Annotated in this window: 3 protein-coding genes; 2 read left to right on the top strand and 1 reads right to left on the bottom strand. The window is 41.5% G+C overall.

Annotation, left to right across the window (positions count from 1 at the left end; translation table 11 throughout):
• Positions 1-317: 317 nt before the first annotated feature.
• Positions 318-773, bottom strand: coding sequence for an urease accessory protein UreE (gene ureE, locus ACE1AT_RS22535; protein ID WP_374872400.1), 456 nt, complete (start codon positions 771-773; stop codon positions 318-320).
• A gap of 259 nt (positions 774-1,032) precedes the next feature.
• Between ureE and ACE1AT_RS22540 the strand changes: the two genes are divergently transcribed.
• Positions 1,033-1,521, top strand: a complete 489-nt coding sequence (locus ACE1AT_RS22540; RefSeq protein ID WP_374872402.1) for a YbjN domain-containing protein — start codon at positions 1,033-1,035, stop codon at positions 1,519-1,521.
• 98 nt (positions 1,522-1,619) lie between these two features.
• Positions 1,620-2,357, top strand: coding sequence for a lipoate--protein ligase family protein (locus ACE1AT_RS22545; protein WP_374872404.1), 738 nt, complete (start codon positions 1,620-1,622; stop codon positions 2,355-2,357).
• Positions 2,358-2,504: the final 147 nt, after the last annotated feature.

The raw sequence follows: 2,504 nt of genomic DNA on the forward strand, positions 1-2,504 counted from the left end.
ACTGTAGTTTTGTAGGTTGGGTGTAGCGACAGCGAAACCCAACATTATAGTCTGGTTAATGTTGGGTTACACTCCGTTCCACCCAACCTACATAATGTCCTTTTTGAAAAACTCCTCTTTTCAAGATGGACGAGGTTTAAAAGAGAAGCGATCGCTCATTTAACTATTTATGAACTTAACTCTGGGAATTAATTTGGCTAGTCTAGTAGTCTGCCATACAAAGTTTGCTAGGTAAACAAACTTGGATAACTCTCTTGAACCTCTTTCTTTGTGTACTTTGTGTCCTTCGTGGTAGCCTACGGAAGCCGCTGTCACGTCTACGCTAGACCACTAGTACCATGATGATGTCCGTATGCACCGACTTCTGGGTGAAAGGGTGAAACTTCTTCCTTAATTTCAACTCCTAGTTGTTCCAGCATTGCTTGTAAAACAGGATCAGGAGATAAACGTAAATAAGTCGGTGTAATTTCTACTGCGACATGACGATTACCTAAATGATAGGCCGCCTTCAATAAATCTATAGTGGTTTTGGCAACTACGGTTAAAACAGGTTCTGGTTTGGCAGTTATTCTTACTAAACTATCAGTAGTTTCATCTACAAGCAGATCCCCATCTCGCAGTACTGTACCTCTAGGTAAACGCAAAAATATCACTTGTCCATCTTCCGTTTGCAAGCGATGACGACTGCGAGTACGTTCCTCTGCTGTGAGAGACAAAGTTAATCTGACTACCGCATGAGGATTTGGTGGTTTTTTTTGAGTAAAAATGAGCATGGGAATTGGGGATTGGGGATTAATTTAGCAGCAAAGCCATAATCTATCTATGTATATCGGTGGTTGATTTTTCATTCTCTCGTTGTAGGAGCATCCCGATTTTTTCAATATACCGCTGTAGTGAGGACTTTAGTCCTCATATGAGCGCTTAAGCGCTCACTACGAACTCAGCAATCGCTACTTACTGTTAGATGACTGGCTTGCATTAGCAAGGTATAAAGTAGGGGTGGGTGAATCATAAACTTGAGGAGAAATCTGTATGGCAACTTACCAACCAAATGCGGAAGCGATCGCCAATGAAGAACTGATCAATGAACTGATGACAGACACCGCAACTATCAACCATGTAGAAGTGATTGAAAACGTGATTGATAGTCTCGAACAAAATGACAGTGCTATGGTTAGCCAGTCTCCAGAAGGTAATTATCTCTGGAAATTTACCTATGGTAGTGTACAAGTTTTTGTCCAGCTTACAGGGACAACAGATGAAGATACGATCACCGTATGGTCTCCAGTACTAAAATTACCTGCTAAAGATGAACCTAAACTAATGCGACAATTATTAGAGATGAATTGCTCTAGCACTTTTGAATCTCGTTTTGGCATTATTGAAAATCAAGTTGTTATACTGACTACGCGCGCTTTAGCAGAATTATCTGCTGGCGAAGTCTCACGCCTGATTACTGTTGTGGCAACAATCGCCGATAATCACGATGAAACTTTACAAGCAGAATTTGGTGCAGCTTAGAGAGTTTTAGATTTTGGATTACCCTACGGGAAGCCGCAGAAGCGTCTATGGATTTTGGATTTTGAATGTTGGATTGTAGACAGGGGTTTGCTAGATAAATGCATCGCAGACAGATTTGGCGACTAATTCCTTTACTAGAAGCCACTGGTGATATCCAGATGGCTATTGATCATTGGTTATTAGAACAGCACTTATCAACACAGCATCCCCCTTCTTTACGATTTTATACCTGGTCGCCAGTCGCCATTTCCCTTGGCTATCACCAACACAAATATCCTCAACACTGGCAAAATTTAACTTGGCAAGGTCAAAAAATAGACTTGGTACGGCGTCCCACAGGAGGACGAGCAGTTTTGCATCAAGGTGATTTAACTTACAGTGTTGTCACATCTGGACTCAGTGGTAATCGCATTGAAGCATACCAAAAAATCTGCAAGTTTCTCATTCAAGGATGGCATCAGCTTGGCATCGATTTACACTACGGTAGTGCTGGGCGGGGTTACATCCACAATCCCAATTGTTTTGGTACTGCTACAGGCGCAGATTTAATCACAGATAATGGTTGTAAACTGATTGGCAGCGCTCAGTTGCGACGTGGAGGGGCAATTTTGCAACATGGTTCAATGCGTTTGCAACCAGATGTCGAATTATTTTCCGAAGTATTTGATGCTGAGTCGTTTACTTGCGTGCAAATTCCACAAAATTTGACTATTGAAAAGATGATGGCAGTTTTGAGCGCAACCGCCAGTGATTGTTTTGATATCGAGTTAAATATGCAACCATTCTCTGAAGATGAATGGCAAGCAATTTTGGCGTTAAGTACCAATTCTTTATGAAATTGGTATTAAACCACGTCTACTTTGAGAACTGTAGTTTTGTAGGTTGGGTGTAGCGACAGCGAAACCCAACATTATAGTCTGGTTAATGTTGGGTTACACTCCGTTCCACCCAACCTACATAATGTCCTTTTTGAAAAACTCCTC

The sequence above is a fragment of the Pelatocladus sp. BLCC-F211 genome, assembly GCF_041928655.1.
Taxonomy (GTDB): Bacteria; Cyanobacteriota; Cyanobacteriia; order Cyanobacteriales; family Nostocaceae; genus Pelatocladus.